Source organism: Acinetobacter sp. YH12063 (assembly GCF_013419715.1).
Taxonomy (GTDB): Bacteria; Pseudomonadota; Gammaproteobacteria; order Pseudomonadales; family Moraxellaceae; genus Acinetobacter; species Acinetobacter amyesii.
The window spans coordinates 495,835-513,201 of sequence record NZ_VOZO01000001.1; the positions used below are offsets into that span (position 1 = coordinate 495,835).

Annotated in this window: 17 protein-coding genes; 4 read left to right on the forward strand and 13 right to left on the reverse strand. The window is 41.4% G+C overall.

Annotated features, from left to right (window positions below; all coding sequences use genetic code 11):
• Positions 1–46: 46 nt before the first annotated feature.
• Positions 47–487: a DciA family protein gene (locus FTU12_RS02320; RefSeq protein WP_180054185.1), complete on the forward strand. Its 441-nt coding sequence runs from the start codon at positions 47–49 to the stop codon at positions 485–487.
• 97 nt (positions 488–584) lie between these two features.
• Here FTU12_RS02320 and lpxC read toward each other — a convergent pair whose 3' ends face one another.
• From lpxC to gshB, 8 genes are all read right to left on the reverse strand, one after another.
• Positions 585–1,487, reverse strand: coding sequence for a UDP-3-O-acyl-N-acetylglucosamine deacetylase (gene lpxC / locus FTU12_RS02325; RefSeq protein ID WP_168379401.1), 903 nt, complete (start codon positions 1,485–1,487; stop codon positions 585–587).
• A 125-nt stretch (positions 1,488–1,612) separates the two neighbouring features.
• Positions 1,613–2,803: a cell division protein FtsZ gene (gene ftsZ / locus FTU12_RS02330; RefSeq protein ID WP_168379400.1), complete on the reverse strand. Its 1,191-nt coding sequence runs from the start codon at positions 2,801–2,803 to the stop codon at positions 1,613–1,615.
• A 159-nt stretch (positions 2,804–2,962) separates the two neighbouring features.
• The gene (gene ftsA / locus FTU12_RS02335; RefSeq protein ID WP_111884462.1) at positions 2,963–4,225 is read right to left on the reverse strand and encodes a cell division protein FtsA; all 1,263 of its coding nucleotides are present in this window, start codon (positions 4,223–4,225) and stop codon (positions 2,963–2,965) included.
• Positions 4,226–4,293: 68 nt separating this feature from the next.
• Positions 4,294–5,148, reverse strand: a complete 855-nt coding sequence (locus FTU12_RS02340; RefSeq protein WP_078190574.1) for a cell division protein FtsQ/DivIB — start codon at positions 5,146–5,148, stop codon at positions 4,294–4,296.
• 2 nt (positions 5,149–5,150) lie between these two features.
• Positions 5,151–6,080: a D-alanine--D-alanine ligase gene (locus FTU12_RS02345; RefSeq protein ID WP_078193219.1), complete on the reverse strand. Its 930-nt coding sequence runs from the start codon at positions 6,078–6,080 to the stop codon at positions 5,151–5,153.
• A gap of 59 nt (positions 6,081–6,139) precedes the next feature.
• On the reverse strand, positions 6,140–7,588 hold the full coding sequence (gene murC / locus FTU12_RS02350) for a UDP-N-acetylmuramate--L-alanine ligase (protein ID WP_078190576.1): 1,449 nt from the start codon (positions 7,586–7,588) through the stop codon (positions 6,140–6,142).
• A 14-nt stretch (positions 7,589–7,602) separates the two neighbouring features.
• The gene (gene murG, locus FTU12_RS02355) at positions 7,603–8,700 is read right to left on the reverse strand and encodes an undecaprenyldiphospho-muramoylpentapeptide beta-N-acetylglucosaminyltransferase (RefSeq protein WP_168379398.1); all 1,098 of its coding nucleotides are present in this window, start codon (positions 8,698–8,700) and stop codon (positions 7,603–7,605) included.
• A gap of 302 nt (positions 8,701–9,002) precedes the next feature.
• The gene (gene gshB / locus FTU12_RS02360; protein ID WP_180024622.1) at positions 9,003–9,947 is read right to left on the reverse strand and encodes a glutathione synthase; all 945 of its coding nucleotides are present in this window, start codon (positions 9,945–9,947) and stop codon (positions 9,003–9,005) included.
• A 326-nt stretch (positions 9,948–10,273) separates the two neighbouring features.
• Here gshB and FTU12_RS02365 point away from each other — a divergent pair, with 326 nt between their 5' ends.
• Positions 10,274–11,176: a sensor domain-containing diguanylate cyclase gene (locus tag FTU12_RS02365; protein ID WP_180105523.1), complete on the forward strand. Its 903-nt coding sequence runs from the start codon at positions 10,274–10,276 to the stop codon at positions 11,174–11,176.
• A gap of 125 nt (positions 11,177–11,301) precedes the next feature.
• The gene (locus FTU12_RS02370; RefSeq protein WP_180113664.1) at positions 11,302–11,505 is read left to right on the forward strand and encodes a DUF3565 domain-containing protein; all 204 of its coding nucleotides are present in this window, start codon (positions 11,302–11,304) and stop codon (positions 11,503–11,505) included.
• A 37-nt stretch (positions 11,506–11,542) separates the two neighbouring features.
• On the opposite strand, the gene FTU12_RS02375 is transcribed toward FTU12_RS02370, so the two are convergent.
• The 5 genes from FTU12_RS02375 to pyrE form a co-directional block, all read right to left on the reverse strand.
• Entirely contained in the window at positions 11,543–12,877 is a 1,335-nt protein-coding gene (locus tag FTU12_RS02375; RefSeq protein ID WP_180113665.1) for an ISNCY family transposase, read from the reverse strand.
• A gap of 580 nt (positions 12,878–13,457) precedes the next feature.
• Positions 13,458–13,772: a BrnA antitoxin family protein gene (locus FTU12_RS02380; RefSeq protein ID WP_180102757.1), complete on the reverse strand. Its 315-nt coding sequence runs from the start codon at positions 13,770–13,772 to the stop codon at positions 13,458–13,460.
• A complete protein-coding gene (locus FTU12_RS02385) occupies positions 13,759–14,046 on the reverse strand; it encodes a BrnT family toxin (protein ID WP_039890878.1) in 288 nt (95 codons plus the stop codon). The genes FTU12_RS02380 and FTU12_RS02385 overlap by 14 nt, the downstream gene beginning before the upstream one ends.
• Positions 14,047–14,291: 245 nt before the next feature.
• Positions 14,292–15,053, reverse strand: coding sequence for a hypothetical protein (locus tag FTU12_RS02390; protein WP_180113666.1), 762 nt, complete (start codon positions 15,051–15,053; stop codon positions 14,292–14,294).
• 317 nt (positions 15,054–15,370) lie between these two features.
• Positions 15,371–16,021 carry an orotate phosphoribosyltransferase gene (gene pyrE, locus FTU12_RS02395; protein WP_111885133.1) on the reverse strand — a complete coding sequence of 217 codons (651 nt, stop codon included), beginning with the start codon at positions 16,019–16,021 and terminating at the stop codon, positions 15,371–15,373.
• A gap of 40 nt (positions 16,022–16,061) precedes the next feature.
• Here pyrE and FTU12_RS02400 point away from each other — a divergent pair, with 40 nt between their 5' ends.
• Entirely contained in the window at positions 16,062–16,880 is an 819-nt protein-coding gene (locus FTU12_RS02400) for an exodeoxyribonuclease III (protein ID WP_078193225.1), read from the forward strand.
• Positions 16,881–17,367: the final 487 nt, after the last annotated feature.

Below are 17,367 nucleotides of genomic sequence, written 5' to 3' on the forward strand. Positions count from 1 at the left end.
CAAAAGGAGCGCATAAGATTAAGACATAAACATGTAGGAAATATGTATGTCAGAACCTGTCAACGTCTTTCAACCAACAAGAAAACACATAAAAACAGGAAACTTGTCGTTTCTCTCAACGCAAGTTGCTGCATGGCAGAAACTTACGAAAATTGTTCAACCGCTATTGCCCCAACCGGATCAATGGCAAGTTGTTTGTTATATAAATGGTGTACTTATATTAACTGGAGAAAATCAGGCACTGATTAGTCAGTTGGCCTATTTGCAAAAGCAATATATTGCACAATTATCACAAATATACGAATTCAAGGATTTGCACAAGATTCAAGTCCGTCTGAGAACTCCGTCTCCAACGCCCCATTCCCCTGAAAAAATTTCAAGAACCCTCAGTACAGAAACTCAGGATTTACTCCGTAATGCTGCTGACTTTGTGAGCGACCCTAAGCTTAGCCAAGCAATGCTGCGTTTGGCAAGCAATAAAAAGTAACCACCCAGTTGTAACAGACAAATTTGAATGCTCAGAATGTGACAGACTTAACACTTACAAATGATACAATATAACATCACTATTATAAGACAATGACTTATGTCACATTCACATAACTAATTGGGCAATCATTAATGTCATCAAATGTTACAATTTCATAGCTATCTGGATCACTTTTGACATTGCGTAATAACTGATTATTTAATGCATGACCTGACTTATAGGCATCATATTTCGCAATAATTTGATGACCAAGCAAATATAAATCACCCACAGCATCTAATATTTTGTGACGAACAAACTCATCCGAGAAGCGTAAACCCTCTTCATTGACCACACCATTTTCATCTACGCCAATGGCATTTTCGAGACTCGCCCCCAAAGCCAAATTATTGGCTTTGAGATAATCCAAATCTTTCATAAAGCCAAAAGTCCGCGCTTCACTGACTTCATAGACAAATGTTTCGGTTGAAAAGTCGATGGTTGCCGATTGAAATTCTTTCTTAAATGCAGGATGGTCAAAATCAATCGTAAAATTTAATTGGAAACCGTCATGCGGTTGAAAGGCAGCACGTTTATCATCAATCAGTGCTTCGACAGGTTTAAGTATTTTTATGAATTTTTTAGGTGCATTTTGTTCTTGTAGTTCACCTTGCATAAGCAAATAAATGAACGGGCCTGCACTCCCATCCATAATAGGCACTTCAGATGCCGACACTTCCACAATCAGGTTATCAATCCCTAAACCAGCAATCGCACTCATAATGTGCTCAATTGTGCCCACCTTGGCGTTTTCTTGCACCAAGTTAGAACACATGAATGCTTCTTGAATCAGCATAGCATCAGCTGGAATATCAATCGGTGGATTTAAGTCGATACGACGAAACACAATGCCCCCATCGGCATGATGTGGCACAAAGTTAATCATCACTTTTTGCCCACTATGCAGTCCGATGCCACTCGCTTTCACGATGCGTTTCAGGGTACGTTGTTTCAACATGTGTCTTCTATCATCAGTTCACAAAACCGCTATACGTTAGCATATTTAGCCATTGATAAAAAACAAAAAGGTAGCTGATCAGCTACCTTTTGTAATCAATAGACACTTAAGTCATTGAATTTATGTTATTTACGTTGCTGATTTTTCAAGTAGTCTTGAATACTCATTGGCGTAGGGCGTGAATTCGATGCTGACGCCGCCGCAGCCGCCGGAGCAGCTGCTTCATTGTGCTGACGTTGAATCGCTGGTACATCATCTTCATCTACAGGTGCTTGTGCAGAAGCGACTGTACGCGTTGCTTGTGCGACAGGGCGTTTCACTGGCTCAGCAGAATCGGCAGAATTACGCGTTAAACCCGTTGCGATCACCGTTACGCTAATTTCATCACGTGCATCTGGATCAAATACCGTACCGTAGAACACTTGACCTTCATCAAGATCCACAATTTGGTTCACCACATCAGTGATTTCTTCAATTTCACCGAAAGTTACGTCATCGCCACCTGTAACGTTAATCAAAATGCCTTTTGCATTCATGATGGTCACGTTATCTAACAACGGGCTACGGATCGCTTGCTCAGCAGCTTGACGCGCACGGTTTTCACCACGACCAGAACCTGCACCCATCATGGCATAACCACGTGTACTCATCGCAGTTTTCAAATCGGCGAAGTCAAGGTTGATATGACCAGGACGCACCACAAGATCAAAGATACTACGTACAGCATTTAACAGTACGTCGTCTGCTTTTTTGTAAGCATCTTTCATCGAGATATCACGGAACACTTTTAGCAGGCGTTGGTTCGGAATAATAATCAGAGAATCAACATGTTGCTCAAGTGCTTCGATACCTTTCTCAGCAGATTGCTGACGACGTTTACCTTCAAAGTTAAACGGAGTCGTCACCACACCTACCGTTAAGATACCCATTTCTTTGGCAATTTCAGCAACAACTGGCGCAGCACCTGTACCTGTACCACCACCCATACCTGCAGTCACGAACACCATGTCCGTTCCTTCAAGGTGTTGGCGAATCAACTCACGGCTTTCTTCAGCAGCAGTTTGACCCACTTGTGGATTTGCACCTGCACCCAAACCACGGGTACTTTGCTCACCCAGTTGGATTTTAAATTGTGCATTCATGCGATCGAGTGCTTGTTTGTCTGTATTGGCACAAACAAATTTCACACCCTCGATATCTGATTCCAACATGTGTTGCACAGCGTTACCGCCAGCACCACCTACACCGAATACTGTGAAACGGGCTTGACCGTTGCTGTCGCTTTGATCATCTTCTAAAAATTCAAATGAGGCCATGCCTAAAAAATTCCTAATCCATAATTGGCAGACACTTCAGCCCGTATACTGCCTTGATCTTAATAAAAATTGTTTTTTAGAATGCTGTCCAAGTTCCAGCTTGTCAAGTACAAGCAATAATCAGTACAACTTCCCAACAATATTCCCAAATATTTCAACTTAAAAGATCGACTTCAAGGTGTCATTGAAGCCCGACCATGCACGTTTTACCCGATTCAATACTGAAAGTTTTTCCGTATCTTCTGGCTCAACGATCGTATCTTGTGTTTCACTTTGACTGAAAATTAACAGACCTGCGGCAGTCGCGTATTGTGAACGACGTAAAGCGGCTTGCTGTTGATCATCAGCATACACTTGCATAGGTGGATTACCTAAATGTGCAGAAACACCTAACATCCGACGCGCAAATGTCACCATCCCTTCAATTTGGCAGGCATCACCTGTGAGTACAACACCATGGTATAAACCATGAATCGCACCATGATCCACCAACTCATTACGCACTTGATTAAAGATTTCTTCATAGCGCGCAATAATGATTTCGGTCAGTTCAATACGGCTAATGGTTTGTGGACCATCAATCCCTTGGAACTGAATCATACTTTCAGGTTTAACCACTTTCAGATCAACACAACCATACAACAGCTTAATACGTTCAGCTTCTTCTGTTGTGGTTTGCAATACAGCAGCAATATCACGCGTTACATGCTCACCGCCACGTTGCAAAGTGTGTGTCATCGCCAAGCGACCATCTAAATACACCGCAATATTGGTCGTACCAGCACCAATATCAACCAAGCACACACCATATTCTTTTTCATCTTTAAGCAAACTAGCTTCAGCAGTTGCTAATGATGAAATAACCATGCGTTCAACACCAATATTGGCACCTTTTAATGCACGATCCAAATTCTGCATGGTGCTGATGGGCAACATCATCAAATGATAATGCCCTGTCATACTCCGTGCTGACATGCGAATCGGGTTTAATACCCACTCAGGTTCATCATCTAGTTCAAAACCTAAAGGTACAGCACTCACCAAATAGTGGTCAGACGTTAAGTGACTGGCTTTGGCCAGTTCTAATGCACGCACCACTTCATTGGTGGTAATCGCATGGTCATTATTTTCAATTGGAGTGCGACCAGAGGCATAAAAACTTTTTAGTTCAGCACTTGGAATGGAAATCCACGCAGAATGTACACGACATTCCGCCATATCTTCCGCTTCCTGCACTGCATTTTTAATTGCGGTAACAACTTTATCGAGACTGACAATTTTCCCTTTATTCATGCCGCGGTTACGAGCGGTCGCCATCCCTACCACTTGGATATTGTCTGGCGCGTGTACCTTACCAATCAAAACTGAAACTTTGTGTGTCCCAATGTCAATCGCAACAACCGAGGGAACAGCTTCATTCATTATTTACTACTACCATTCACATGTTTGTTTAATTTATGGCTTAAAGCCTCTACTTATAAAGCCGATCATTATGGCTTTACAGGCGCTGCATTCGCAATGCCTATGTCATCACTGGTTACAACAAACTGACCATTTACCGACTTTGCTGGCACAGAGTTTTTCCATTGAATCGCTAAACCATTTCGGTAGCGCAAATCGATGGCAGAAATTCGTGGCCAAACAGGTTTTAAGTCACTGTGTGCGAGATAACTTAAACGCTGCAACTTACTCATGGTCTGATCCTGATCGACAATCACACGTAAGCCTGAATCAAACTGCATAAACCAAGTCATTCGTTCTGTTAAATATAATTCTTTTAAACGAATGCCAACAGGAATAAATAATTGATTAATTTCATTATAGCGACGCATCATCATTTTGGACTGACTCGTCGGCCCATGCAATAACGGCAAATTCTGATGATTGGTCGGAGTTAATTCGGCAAATACATCACCACTGTCGCTTAACAGTCGCCCAGTTCCCCATCGTGCAATCGCTTGACGCGGCATCACCCGTACACGAATTGCATTTGGCCAAGCACGCGATACCACCACGCGATCGACCCAAGAGATTTCTAAAGTACGGTCACGAATGACACGTAAATCAGAGGTAAAATAATTTTGAGTCATCATCGGTGAAACGTATGACATCACTTGTTGTTTTTCTTGGGCGCTCCGCACACCCACCACATCAAGTTCAGCCACACGTGCATCCGTCATGACTTTATATAGCCCCCAAATTCCGGCAATCAAGACCACACATGCAATAAACAACAACAGCCATCCACCCACATTGGTAAGCTTTTCCTTACGTGTCGGTGGTTTGTCATGTATCGATGTCGTTGCTGCACGTTTACGGCGCATAGACGCAGGAAGTTGAGCCATAATTAGTGTGCCGCACCTGTTAGGGTTTGTTCCAAAATCGCGACACAAAGATCATCAAAACTATAACCTACGGCATTGGCCGCTTTTGGCACTAGAGAATGACTGGTCATACCCGGAACAGTATTTACCTCAAGTAACCAGAAGTTTCCTTCGGCATCCTGCATCGCGTCAATACGACCCCAACCACTCGCACCTACCGCTTGGAAAGCGCGTAAAGATAAAGCTTGTAGACGCTTTTCTTCATCTTCAGTCAAGCCACATGGAATACCATATTGCACATCGTTACGGTTATATTTCGCTTCGTAATCGTAAAAAGCCACATCTGCAGGCGGTTCTAAACGAATCACAGGTAATGCCTGACCATTTAAAATCACAATGGTAAATTCACGTCCGGTAATCCATTTTTCAGCCATCACAACTGCATCATGCTGGGTCGCTTTTGCAATTGCGGTTGCAAAGTCTTCAATTTTTTCAACTTTGCTCATACCAATGCTTGAGCCTTCATGCACCGGCTTAATGATAAATGGCAAACCAATTGAATCTACAATTTCTTGTAAATCTGAATCTTTGCTGACAATACGATAAGGTGCTGTCGGTAGTTCTGAACCTTGCCAAACTTGTTTAGTTTTGACTTTATCCATACCAATCGCTGAGCCTTGAACGCCCGTTCCAGTGTACGGAATGTTTAACCATTCCAAAGTACCCTGAATTTGACCATCTTCACCACCACGGCCATGAAGTACGATAAATGCACGGTCATAAGCCACCAACTCAGTCACACTGCGTTGCTGCGGATCAAATGCTTCGGCATTTACACCCGAACGCACCAATGCTTCAAGTACAGCTTTACCACTATCGAGAGAAACCTCACGTTCGGCAGATTTCCCACCTAATAACACGGCAACTTTGCCGAATTTTGAAGCATTTGACACGTTTATATCCTTAAACTTTTATCTACGGTCTAAACAAACTTTGGATCACCCAGCGGTGATCATTTTACATAGAGATTGTTTTGAGCAAGTTCGATTGAGATTGCTCCAACATTACCTGCGCCCTGTGTTAATAACAAGTCATTTGCTTGTAACACTTTTTTCATTACTGCTTGTAAGTTGCCTTCTACTGGATCGATGAGAATCGGCTCAACCTCACCACGGAGACGAATGCTTCGAGCCAACGCACGACTATCCGCACCTACAATTGGTTTTTCACCTGCAGGATAAACTTCTAATAACAACAGTTGATCGACTTGAGACAAGACATCGACGAAGTCATCAAAACAGTCACGCGTACGGCTAAAACGATGTGGCTGGAACATCATCACCAAACGACGATCTGGATGACTTGCACGTGCTGCTTTAATGGTCGCTTCCACTTCTTTTGGATGGTGACCATAGTCATCGACCAATTTCACCAAGCCATCTTCAACTTCAAATTCGCCTTGGACTTGGAAACGACGACCTACGCCACTGAAGCTTTCTAAGGCACGTGCAATCGCAGCATCAGAAACGCCTTCATCCGTTGCAATACCAATCGCTGCCAAGGCATTTAAGATGTTATGAAGACCCGGCAAGTTAATGGTTAAACGTAACGGCTCACGGTCTTTACGCAAAACTGTAAAGTGTGATTGCATGCCTTCTTGAGCCACATCAACGGCACGAATGTCGTTGTCTTCATTGAAACCATACGTCACGACAGGACGACCAATACGCGGCATAATTTCACGGATGTTGGCATCATCACCACACATCACAGCTAAACCGTAAAATGGAAGGCGCTGTAAGAATTGTACGAAGGTATCTTTCAATACATCGAAACTACCGCCATAAGTATCCATATGGTCAGCATCGATATTGGTGACAATCGTTGCCATTGGCTGTAAGTGTAGGAATGACGCATCTGATTCGTCTGCTTCAGCCACGATATAACGGCTTGCACCCAATGCAGCATTTACACCGGTACGATTTAACAAACCACCAATGACATAAGTTGGATCCAGATTTTCTTCTGCCAACATGCAGGTCACCAGACTGGTTGTCGTGGTTTTACCATGCGTCCCCGCAACGGCAATACCATGACGGTAACGCATTAATTCACCCAACATTTCTGCACGACGCACGACAGGTGTACGGGTTTCAATCGCCGCTTTCACTTCTGGGTTTTCAGAATCAATGGCTGTTGATACCACGATTACATTGGCACCTTGAATATTTTCAGCAGCATGACCAATGAAAACTTGAATGCCATTTTCTTCAAGCTGAGCCGTGGTTTTCGACGCTTTAATATCTGAACCTGAAACTTTATAGCCTTGGTTTTTCAATACTTCGGCAATACCACACATGCCCGCACCACCAATCCCAATAAAATGGATGTGTTTAATACGGCGCATTTCTGGCACTTTAATGAGCTTTTTCGCTTGATCGGCAGGCGTTGATGGAGACATAGATTACTCGAATTTTACAAATCTTGAATTAAACCAACCACGTGCTGTGTCGCATCGGGTTGTGCCTGTTGTCGAGCCTTAACCGCCATTTCCATAAGTCGTTGGCGATTCATCAGCGGCTTCAACAACGCTGTTAAACTTTCTGCGGTCATATCCGCTTGTGGGCAAATTTTTGCAGCATTGATATTGGCCAAGAACCCTGCATTTGCAGTTTGATGGTCATCCACTGCACTTGGCAGAGGAACAAACACGGCTGCTACACCTGCTGTCGCAATTTCAGTGACGGTTAGCGCACCAGCACGGCAGATAATCAAATCCGCTGCAGAATAGGCTGCTGCCATATCTTCAATAAACGGCTGAACTTCAACTTGCATATGTTCAGGTGCATTTGCATAACGAGCCAATGTGCTTTCAGCGTTATTTTGACCACACTGGTGATATACACTGAGTGGCTGTTCTAATTGCTGCAAGGCTGCCGGCACACATTCATTTAAGGCACGTGCGCCCAGTGAGCCACCCACAATTAAAACCCGTAATGGCAACCCAGCTTTTTCACGCTCTTGGTAACGCCATGACGGATTTAAAATTTCTGTAATTTCTTTACGTACAGGATTCCCTGTGGTTACGATTTTATCTTGTGCTGGAAAGGTATTTGGAAATGCCTGACAAACAATTTTGGCCACACGTGACAACTGCGTATTGGTAAACCCTGCCACCGCATTTTGTTCATGGATAATGACTGGTATGCCCAATGCACGAGCTGCCAAGCCACCTGGCCCAGCCACGTAACCCCCAAAGCCTGCAACTGCATCGACTTTGAGTTGTTTCATATAACGCATGGCACTCAATGTAGCTTTGAGAATTTTAAACGGTGCCATCAGCTTACGCACGACTCCATTGCCGCGTACGCCTTGGATATCAATTTGATAAATTGGAATATTATGATTTTTAAGCAGGCGATTTTCCATGCCTGTTGGCGTTGCGAGCCAAGAAACTTCACAGCCTTGTTGTTGCAACTCTTTGGCAACAGCGAGCGCTGGAAAGACGTGACCACCGGTTCCGGCAGCCATCATCATGACATGTTTCGGCTTTACTTGCGTTACTTCGGTCACTGTCTAATTCTTCAATTCTAAAAAGAGGCTAATGATATTCGATTTTAAGCAAACAATTGTAATCACAAACGCATGACCGTGAAAGGTAATTTACTTTTTTTCAACAGGCGTATGATTGTTTTTTTCTACTATTTTAAAAGTTTAAACTAGTTTTATTATTAATCTATGAGAATTGAAAAAAAATCAGACAATTTTTCACTTTAATTGCATTCACTTACAGTTTTTTTGCTTTTTTAGCTCCCCTCCCCTTAGCGCAGGACAAAAAAGAGCCCGTGAAGGACTCTTTTAAATCTAGTGCAAAATTAAGCTTTTAAACCTGTCTCAAGGACATCAAATAAATCATCGGCAATCGAGGTGCCAAATTGCGCATCAATTTCACGTACGCAGGTCGGACTGGTGACATTGATTTCAGTCACGTAATTACCAATCACATCCAAACCAACAAAGACCAAACCTTTTTCACGAAGGAATGGTCCGACTTTGGCTGCAATGGCTTTATCATTTTCGGTCAATGGACGCGCCTCGCCCAAACCACCTGCCGCCAAGTTGCCACGCACTTCACCATTTTGCGGAATACGCGCCAAACAATAGGGTACGGGTTCGCCATTGATCATCAAAATACGTTTGTCACCATCCACAATTTCAGGGATGTATCGCTGCGCCATAATCGGCTGTGTGCCGTTATTGGTCAGGATTTCAATGGTTGAACCAATATTAACGCCATCTTGGTATAAACGGAAAATGCCCATGCCGCCCATGCCGTCTAATGGCTTCACAATCACATCGCCGTGTTCTTGCAAAAATTCACGAATCAGGCTTTGCTGCGAGGTCACTAAGGTCGGTACTTGAAGTTCAGGGAATTGCGTCGCAAACAATTTTTCATTGCAGTCACGTAGGCTTTGTGGCTTGTTAATAATCCATGCGCCTTCGCGTTCAGCCTGTTCCAAAATATAGGTGGTGTAGACAAAGTTCATATCAAACGGCGGATCTTTACGCATCAAAACCACGTCATAAGCTGCAATTGATTCTTTTTGTTTTTCGCCGAGTTCGTAATAGTGGTTGTAGTCTTCAAAAACTTTTAGCGGTGAAATCAAACCAAAGGCTTTGCCTTGATCGATATATAAATCTTGCTGTAATGCATAGCCTAGCTCATGTCCACGGCGTGCTGCTGCCCATAGCATCGCCATTGAGGTATCTTTTTTTAGGTTTACATTTTCGATGGGATCCATCACAACAAGTACACGCATTATTCAGTGCTCTGTTCATTATTAATTTATGAATAAGTATAGCCGAGATTTTTCTTTTGTTTATTCTGATTTTGCATGTGTATGTATGGATTCGTGTGATGCAGGCGATAATTCAAAACATTTCTATCATCGGCTTTATCTTAATAATGGAAATAAGCCATGAAAGCATTATGGCGTTAGGCCTGTGTAAATCGACGCCAAGCAATTGAGACAGATATTCATCACATCTACATCTCGCCCATCATTATTTTTGGTGAAAAAACACGTGCTTTTTATTTTTTTAGCTATTGTGTTAATTATTGTAAATAAAGAAATAGAATTAATTAATGATCAACATTGAGCAGATGGCTATCATTCTTGATGCTTTGCCAGACCCTGCTTTTGTCATATCGCGTAGTAGAAAATACGTTGCGGTTTTTGGTGGGCGCGATAATCGCTATTACCACGATGGTTCCGGTCTTGTTGGTACCTATATTTCAGATGTGATCAAGCCAGATAAAGCCAACTTGTTTATGCAACTGATCGACCAAGCTCTAGCGTCAGGAAATCTACTCATCGAAGAGTACGAATTGAGCAATAGGGATGTAAAAGGTCTGCCCGATTATGGTCCTGAAGAGCCCATTTGGTTTGAAGTGCGCATCCAAGCGCTCAGTTTTGCGGTAGATGAAGAAGACGTTGTGCTTTGGGTCGCAAGTAATATTTCAGCGCGTCACAACTTGGAAATTAAGCTGAAGGAACTCAGCCATACGGATCAGTTAACCGGTCTTTTCAATCGAAGAAAATTAGAGCATGACTTAGCATTACATTATGAGTCATACCTACGACATTCCATACAGACCTCGATTTTGATGTTCGATCTTGATAACCTCAAAAAAATCAACGACAGCAAAGGTCATCATGTCGGTGATGAGGCAATCCGAGCAGTCGCAGATATTCTTCGTTTAACGCTGCGCAAGACTGATTGCGCCTGCCGCTTAGGTGGAGATGAGTTTGTGGTCGCATTACCCAACACGGGCTGTGAACAAGCCATTCAATTTGCCAAACGGATTCATGAACATTCCAGAAAAGAATTAAGTCGGTTTTCAATAGATAACGCCCATGTCACCGTGAGCATAGGAGTAACAACCATCATGCCTGAAGATTGTACCTACGAAGATACAATTAAGCGTGCTGATCTAGCGCTGTATAAAGCCAAACATGGCGGGAAAAATAGAATTGTCGCGGCGTAAGCGTGCGGCAGAAATAAACCAAATTTCACAGTCTATTTAGCAATTTGATATTCAAGCCGTTGTGATTGCTCAGCATGAGCTCTCTCCCCTTTTCAACATAAGTTCAGTTTAGATAGGTGTCCGATATGCAGCAAGCCATTGTTGATTTTGCCTTGGATGATGAAAATCATTGGTATGCTATTTTAGCTTGTGGCCATACACAGCATGTCCGGCATGATCCGCCTTGGCAAAACCGTCCTTGGGTTATCACTGAGCAAGGACGGAACGAAAAGTTAGGGGTAATGTTGGAATGTAAGAAGTGTGATGAAGAGATGTTATTCACCAATTAAAATGTCTATGCGATAAACCATTTAAAATGTCCTGTTTTTAACTACAAGAGTCAAGCACAGGATTTAAATTTCTTTGTTCAATAACAACTTTCTGAGCTTTACGACTCGGCATACTTTTCTTGAGACGGGAACGTTTATTCTGTTTCTCCAATTCCTCATGTTGCTGCTGGATATGGGCCAGGACCGAACCTAATCTTTTATTCTCAACCACTTCATTCTGCTGTAGTCCAGCCAGTTTATTGAAGACGCTATAGTTGATCTTCCGTCCTTCATGCATAATTGCCACAGTACCATCCGGGTACTCCAGAAATGAAATGTATTGCCCAACAAGCTTATGATTCAGCTCTGTCGGTTCAAGCATATAAATACACTTGTCATAGGTCAGGGTCAGATTCTTGGTGACCTTACGCGGTTCCTGCCAGGTAAAAATATCATCCAGTTCAAGATCAGATTCGCTTAATGGCCGATGCAGGTTCTTTGAGTTTCGCGCACATTTGGCGAACTTCTGATTGAACTGCTCAATAAAGCAGGGTAACCATATATTGGCCTCTGCAATCGAACCGATGCCTTCCAGGCGCATCTCTTTGATCAGACGGTCCTGAAGGGTTCTGTTGGCACGTTCCACACGACCTTTGGCTTGGGGTGAGTTGGCAAAGATAATATCGATGTTCAAATTATTCAGAATCCGCCCAAATTGCGTAATCTGGCTGTCTTGCCTGGATTTTTGATTAACTCTGAATACCGAATGCTTGTCGCTATAAAAGGCTAGAGGTTTGCCGTATTGTTCAATGTAGGCTCGGGTTGAAAGCATGTAGTCAAAGGTCGTTTCAGCCTCACAAAAGCGCAGATGCAACAGCTTTCCAGTAGCATCATCGATATAAACCAACAAGCAGCATTTTGCAGCTCGACCTTCAAACCAGTCATGATATGAGCCATCAATTTGGATCAGTTCACCGAAGCAATCCCGGTTATAACGTGGCTGATATGGACGCTTCAGGCGCTTGGATCGCGGAATCCACAGGTCATTGGCCGTCATCCAGCGCCGAAGCGTTTCTACCGGGATATTCAGGTCAAACATGCTGCTGAGCTTCTCATGCGCCAAGGTGGGTCCAAAGCCCAGCAAATGTTCAGCAATAATGGAAAGGCACTTTGATTTTAACAAGTCATCATGGCGACGATGGCCAGGTTGACCACGACTGGCATGTGCCATACCTGAGACACCATCTTGATTGAGCTTCTGCAATAACCGGGTAATTTGACGGGTGGAAAGATTTAGGATTTCAGCAGCACGGATCTGGGTAATACGATGATCTCGAACGTCTTGCAGAACTGCAAGCCGTTGAATTTCTTTGTCAGACATAGTGATCAGCATCTATATTTATATCCAGTCCATGGTGATAAAAACCATCATAAACTAGACATTTTTATTGGTGAGAATATAGACACTTTAAATGGGTTCTAACAAGAGAGTTTCGTATAAGAGATTTTATGTTAAATGAATATTTGGAATATTGAAGAAAAATCTAATTTAAAACTTAAATTTTTCAACTTTCTTTTTTTACAAAGTAAAGTTTGGTTTGACTAGGGCACATATACCTTTAGTTTTATATTCATACCAACAATGCTCTGCTAGTTTTCCATACAAAATATTGGAAATCCACAATAGTACGCAAACAAATATTCCGATAATAAATGATTTTATCACGCTTATTTTTTTATATGTGCAAGTATAGAAAATTGCAGGGAAAATTAAAAAGTTTAGAAGAAGTATTACCCCACAAACTATAGATACAATGAAAACTGTAATATGTGTATAAATGGAAATTTTCTTCGGTTTAAATTGAGATTTAAGCATCTAATAATTCCTAAATTATTTTTACTTATAATTTTTTGCTTTTAAATTAAGATACTGATTAGTTTAAGATAAAAAATGAGAGCTTAAGCTCCCATTTCTATTGATGATTTTTTAATTCTTTAAGCATAGCATCCCGTAAAATTTCATTCATTCGTGTTTGATAACCTTTACCTTGTGCTTTGAACCAAGCAAGCACATCAGCATCTAACCGAATAGAAGTTTGTTGCTTCACAGGGCGATAGAATTGATTATGGCGTGCAGCATTACTCCAATCAGTCATTTCAGGAATATCTGATAGATCTAGCTGATCATCAGGAACTATACCTTTAGCAAGCAAGCGTTCAATTTCAGCATCTTGCTTGTCGCTGAATTTTTCATTCAGCTCTTTGCGTGAGTATCTAACCATGCTCATATTTATCTCGCTCCGCTTTAGTTACCTGTCTTGCACTAATGATTCGTATGATTTCACAGTCATCTTCATCAAAGATGGTATGAGCTACTAAGAGCATTAGTACGCCTTTTACTTTTCCAATGGTCTGCCAACGTTCTTCGCCATCGGTATGTCTGTCCTGGATTGAGATCCGTAGTGGATCTTCAAAAACAAGGCTCGCAGTTTCGAAAGAGACATCATGCTTTTTCTGATTCTTTCGATTCTTAGCCTCATCCCATTCAAAATACTGTTCCATAAAAAACATTCAAATTTGTATATACAATAATGTATCATAAAATTGTATAACTCAATCCAGTAAGTGTAATTTTTAGTCAAATTTATTGGCAAGAACTATCAAAACTGCTCATAAAAAAGCCGACTTGTTTCAAAGTCGGCTTTTTGCTGTTTTTGCGACCAAGGTGAAATTTTTAAATTATTGATATTTATATTAATATACAAGTGTATTGCGTATAATCGCCATTATGTTAAATGAAACTAAAATCAGTTACTTTCTTGAGATGGTGGAGCAGAGTTCCATGTGCCTAATAAGCGCCAAATTGCACTATCTATTTCTTGCCATCTATCCCAATTATTCAAGTTCATTTCCCATTTAATCCAGATACCGCCATATTTATTAGGTTGATAACTATCACCTCTAATTGGAATAATCTTGTTTTCCAGTGCAACTGAACTTTCTAAAGTTTGTATACTTAATAAAACACCACTGACGCCAGGCTCTTTAGATTTTCCATAACAATTAAAGGAATATTCTGCTTCTAATCTCTGATAACAAGTCAGACCATATTTTTCAAATTTTGAATTTTTTTCAAAAAATTCTTTTCTTTGTAAAAATGTCTTATGAGTATCTAAATTTTCAGCTCGCATATCCATGGTAAGACCTTCAATCCTTACTCTCACTTGGTCATCATGATCAGGCAAATATCCATCCGTTGCTTGAAAATCTAAATTGCTTAACTTTAAATCAAATTGTAATTGTCGATTCGAATCAGGCATCGGCAAACTGTTCGCTTCTCCTTGCATAATTGTTGGAAATTTTTCAGGAACATAGTTTATGGCAAATTGACCTAAATAATGTTCTCGTGCAGGTTTATAAAACTCATAATCGAATTGATCTGGTATATGCACGCGACGTGGCCCTAGTTTAGCTTTAACAATAAGTTCTGGATTTTGTTTCCATGTCACTATTTCCCCCTCTTGAGGAATATCCTTTGATGTACACCCAATAAGTAACAGTGCATACATGGAAAGAATCCAATATCCTTTTATTAGCATTATTTGACTCTTATAAATATTAAGATTCCAAAAAATTAGAATAGTTAAATTTCCCTAAAATTAACATAATACACGTTATACGAAATTCCTTAAATTTTCTATAAGTATCAATACTTTAACTAAAGCCGTTTCAGTAAATAGCGCACTGAGACGGCTTTTTATTGATTCTTCACGTTTAACGCCTACTTTTTAAGCAATATTTCACGTTTTTTGTTAGTTAGATGCAACAATCATCATTTAAAGACGTAAAAAAGGCAGCTTCAGCTGCCTTTTGAAATCCCGAAAAATTAGATGCCGTATTTAACACGGTACGCTTCCATTTTCGCTAAAGCTTCAGTTTCACCTTTAGCCTCTAAGAAAGTCATCAAATCTTTCATGGTAATTAAGGCATGAACTGGGATTTCGAGTTCTTTTTGTACTTCTTGAATCGCAGACAAATCACCTTGTCCTTTTTCTTGACGGTCTAGTGCAACCAATACGCCCGCAATTTGTGCACCGGCATTTTTCAGAATAGTTACTACTTCACGAATCGCTGTACCCGCAGTGATCACATCATCAATGATCCAGACTTTTTTACCTTCAACAGACGCACCAACCAATACACCGCCTTCGCCATGGTCTTTCGCTTCTTTACGGTTAAAGCCCCAAGGTACGCTCACACCATGGTTCTGTGACAGTGCGACAGCCGTAGCTGCTACAAATGGAATACCTTTATAAGCTGGGCCAAAGACCACTTCCACATTATCGCATTGTGTTAATTTAGCTGCATAGCCAGAAGCCAATAATGATAAGGCTTCACCATCGTTCAGTAGACCTGCATTAAAAAAATAAGGACTCACACGACCCGATTTTAAAGTAAACTCACCAAATTTAAGCACACCACGTGATAATGCGAGTTCGATAAAAGCTTGTGGATTAAATGCCGCTTGCGCTGTCATGAGGTGCTCCATTTTTTTAAGTTTGAGGTTAAACCTGAGCATGATACCAAAGAGTAGCTATCCAAGTGATCAAAAAATTTTACGTGTCGTTTCAATTAATGTGAATGGTCTGCGTTCCGCTGAAAAAAAAGGTATTTTTGACTGGATGGCAACTTCAGATGCCGATGTCATCTGCATGCAAGAAAGCCGCATTACCCATGAACAATGGACCGATAAATTTAAACCCGAAGGTTGGTTTACACACCTTTTCCCTGCAGAACGCCCAGGCTATGCCGGTACTGCGATTTATAGCCGCCTACCTTTTGTTTCAGTGACAGATGGTTTAGGTTTTGAATTGGCAGACACTCAAGGCCGCTTTATTTCTGCTGAGTTCGATTTAGGACTTGGACAAACTGCACATATTTGCTCGCTCTACCTGCCTTCTGGTTCATCGGGTGAAGAAGCTCAGGCGCGCAAAGACCTATTTTTAGGCGAATATCAACAAATTTTGAAGCAATGGCGTGCTGAAAATAAGTCAGTGATTGTTTGCGGTGACTACAACATCGTGCATAAACGTATTGATATTAAAAATTGGTCTGGGAACCAAAAGGCTTCAGGCTGCTTACCACATGAACGTGCATGGCTCGATCATATTTATGATGAGCTTGGCTATGTCGACACCTTCCGTGAGGTACGTAAAGAAGCCGAGCTTTACTCTTGGTGGTCTAACCGAGGACAAGCGCGTGCCAAAAATGTGGGTTGGCGTATCGACTACCATGCATGTTCACCAGACTGGAAAGAACGTACAGTCAATGCTTGGATATTTAAAGATGAATGGTTTAGCGACCACGCCCCTGTGATTATTGATTATAAAATTTAAGCTTCCAACAATTAATTGAGTAAACAATTGTTTACTCAATTAGAGCTTATTTCTCACATTACATGACGAATTTGTGGATTTATCTCATAACTTGAACATAGCATTATGGTCGCACGGCAAAGGGACATGTCAGGATGACATAAAAGGATTGGACGCCGAAGGAAGTATAAAAACAAACTAAATGATTTAGCTTGTTTTCAAGGATGTGACAATGGACGTTGGATTGAGACCCGCATGATCAGGATGATTAAATGCGGGTTTTCTCTTATCTAGCCCTTATATCTCTAGACTCAAAACTCCCCCAACTAAAACAGCTAAAAATTCGATCTGCACAGCATTTTCTTATTCTCGCTTTATTTCTACTTCTGACTGTGCAACCTTAAGCTGAATTTTCTTGTTATTGAATCGCTTTCTTTTCTGAGCATCGTTTTGTTCTGTAGGCTATTCTAAAACGCCAAAATGTCGTTTTGATGACAATGCCTAATAT